Source organism: Betaproteobacteria bacterium, from assembly GCA_016791345.1.
In the GTDB taxonomy this organism is placed as follows: domain Bacteria; phylum Pseudomonadota; class Gammaproteobacteria; order Burkholderiales; family JAEUMW01; genus JAEUMW01.
This window is the reverse complement of record JAEUMW010000073.1, coordinates 1-2,198: the sequence shown is the minus strand read 5'-3', so window position 1 is coordinate 2,198 and position 2,198 is coordinate 1. Positions and strand designations below refer to the sequence as shown.

At 65.4% G+C, this 2,198-nt stretch carries 3 protein-coding genes; 2 read left to right on the top strand and 1 reads right to left on the bottom strand.

Annotated elements, in window-relative coordinates; translation table 11 throughout:
• Positions 1-522 (top strand): signal recognition particle-docking protein FtsY (locus tag JNK68_02840; GenBank protein MBL8539289.1); only part of this gene is annotated, 522 nt, incomplete at its 5' end.
• A gap of 109 nt (positions 523-631) precedes the next feature.
• Positions 632-1,486: an RNA polymerase sigma factor RpoH gene (gene rpoH, locus JNK68_02835; GenBank protein ID MBL8539288.1), complete on the top strand. Its 855-nt coding sequence runs from the start codon at positions 632-634 to the stop codon at positions 1,484-1,486.
• Positions 1,487-1,555: 69 nt separating this feature from the next.
• Here the strand turns inward: rpoH and JNK68_02830 are convergent, their stop codons facing one another.
• The gene (locus JNK68_02830) at positions 1,556-2,161 is read right to left on the bottom strand and encodes an SCO family protein (GenBank protein ID MBL8539287.1); all 606 of its coding nucleotides are present in this window, start codon (positions 2,159-2,161) and stop codon (positions 1,556-1,558) included.
• Between the last annotated feature and the right edge of the window lie 37 nt (positions 2,162-2,198).

The following is a 2,198-nucleotide window of genomic DNA, read 5'->3' as shown; positions in this document are numbered from 1 at the left end:
GGCCGCTCGGTCATGCTCGCCGCCGGTGACACGTTCCGGGCGGCGGCCCGCGAGCAGCTCAAGATCTGGGGCGACCGCAACGACGTGCCGGTGATCTCCCAGGAATCCGGCGACGCCGCTGCCGTGATCTTCGACGCCATCCAGTCCGCCCGGGCGCGCGGCACCGATGTGCTGATCGCCGACACCGCCGGCCGCCTGCCCACCCAGCTGCACCTCATGGAAGAGATCAAGAAGGTGAAGCGCGTGGCACAGAAGGCGTTGCCGGAGGCCCCGCACGAGATCATCCTGGTGGTCGACGCGAACACCGGCCAGAACGCGGTGGCCCAGGTGCGCGCCTTCGACGATGCGCTCGGCGTGACCGGCATCGTGCTCACCAAGCTCGACGGCACGGCGAAAGGCGGCTGCATTGCCGCCATCGCCCGCCAGAACCCGATTCCGGTCCGCTTCATCGGCATCGGCGAACAGATCGACGACCTGCGCCCGTTCGAGGCCGAGGAATTCATCGACGCGTTGTTCGACTGACGCGCCCGAGCGCGGTCACTGCCGGCCCCGACCGATTGAAACTATCGGGTGTTCTGGCACTCAAAGTTCACGACTGCTAAAATCTGCATCCCAAAGGTAACCAGACCCGATGACCACTGCCGTGTCCTTTGCCCTGCCCTCGCCCGTAGGAAGCCTGGAATCGTACATCCAGAGTGTGAACCGTCTGCCGATCCTGAGCGCCGAGCGTGAGGTCGATCTCGCGTGGCGCTTCAAGCGCGACAACGATCTGGACGCCGCCCGTGAGCTGGTGCTGTCGCACCTGCGCGTGGTGGTGGCCATCGCGCGCGGTTACCAGGGTTATGGCCTGCCACAGGCGGACCTCGTGCAGGAAGGCAACATCGGCCTCATGAAGGCGGTGAAACGCTTCGATCCGGAACGCGGGTTCCGCCTCGTGTCGTTCGCCGTCCACTGGATCCGCGCGGAAATCCACGAGTACATCCTGCGCAACTGGCGCATCGTGAAGGTCGCGACCACCAAGGCCCAGCGCAAGCTCTTCTTCAACCTGCGCAGCATGAAGCAGGGCACCGGCGCCATCGGCGCCTCTGAAGCGACCGCGGTGGCGAAGCAATTGGGCGTCAAGCCGGAAGAAGTGTTCGAGATGGAAACCCGGCTCACCGGGCAGGACGTCGCGCTCGAACCTCACGGCGAAGACGACGAGGACAGCTTCGCGCCGATCGCCTACCTTTCGAACCCCGACCTGGAGCCGGGCCGGATTCTCGAGCACGACGAGACCGAGCGGCTGCGCGAGGAAGGGTTGGAACGCGCCCTCGACGGCCTCGATCCGCGCAGTCGCCGCATCATCGAGGCGCGCTGGCTGACCGAGCAGGATTCCGCGACGCTGCACGAGCTGGCTGCGGAATTCGGCGTGTCCGCCGAGCGCATCCGGCAGATCGAGCAGAAAGCCATGCAGAAGATGAAGGCGCTGATGGCGCCGGCGAACTGACGCTCAAGCCTCCATACCGATCATCGAGGCCTCGCTTGGTGCGAGGCCTTTTTTCTGGTGGCTTGGCCCTCAGCTGCCCTCGCGCAGCAGCAGGCGGATGTCGTGCGTCAGCGCTTCCGGCCCTTGTCCGAAGCTGGAGAAGAGCCGCAGCCTGCCCTTGGGATCGAAGACGAAAGCCGCAGCGGTGTGGTCCAGCGTGTAGTTCTCGGGGGTCGAGCCCGGCACTTTCTTGTAATAGACCTTGAATTCCTGTGCCGCGCGGGCGATGGCGGCAGGGTCGCCGGAGAGGGCGACGAAGCTCGGGTCGAACGCCGGGACGTACGCCTTGAGGACGTCCGGCCGGTCCCGTTCCGGGTCGAGCGTCACGAACACCACTTGCATGCGATCACCGTCCGCCCCGAGCTGTTTCTTCACCACCGCGAGTTCCGACAGCGTGGTCGGACAGACGTCCGGACAATGCGTGAAGCCGAAGAAGAGAACGGTGACCTTGCCCTTGAAGTCCGCGAGCGTGGTCGTCTTGCCGGCCGTATCAACGAGATCGAACCCCTTGCCGAAGTCGGCACCGGAGATGTCGGTAGTCTTGAAGGCTGGCGCCTTGGGGCCGTCACCGCACGCGGCGAGTGTCAGGACCAGCACCAGCAGGCAGAGCCCGCGCCATCGAGCGAACCGCTTCATCGCTTCAGCCGATGCGCCAGTAGTGGTCGATCAAGAG

Excerpts from the sequence above, each read along its gene's own strand:
- rpoH (MBL8539288.1), top strand. The coding sequence starts at position 632 with ATGACCACTGCCGTGTCCTTTGCCCTGCCCTCGCCCGTAGGAAGCCTG.
- JNK68_02830 (MBL8539287.1), bottom strand. The coding sequence starts at position 2,161 with ATGAAGCGGTTCGCTCGATGGCGCGGGCTCTGCCTGCTGGTGCTGGTC.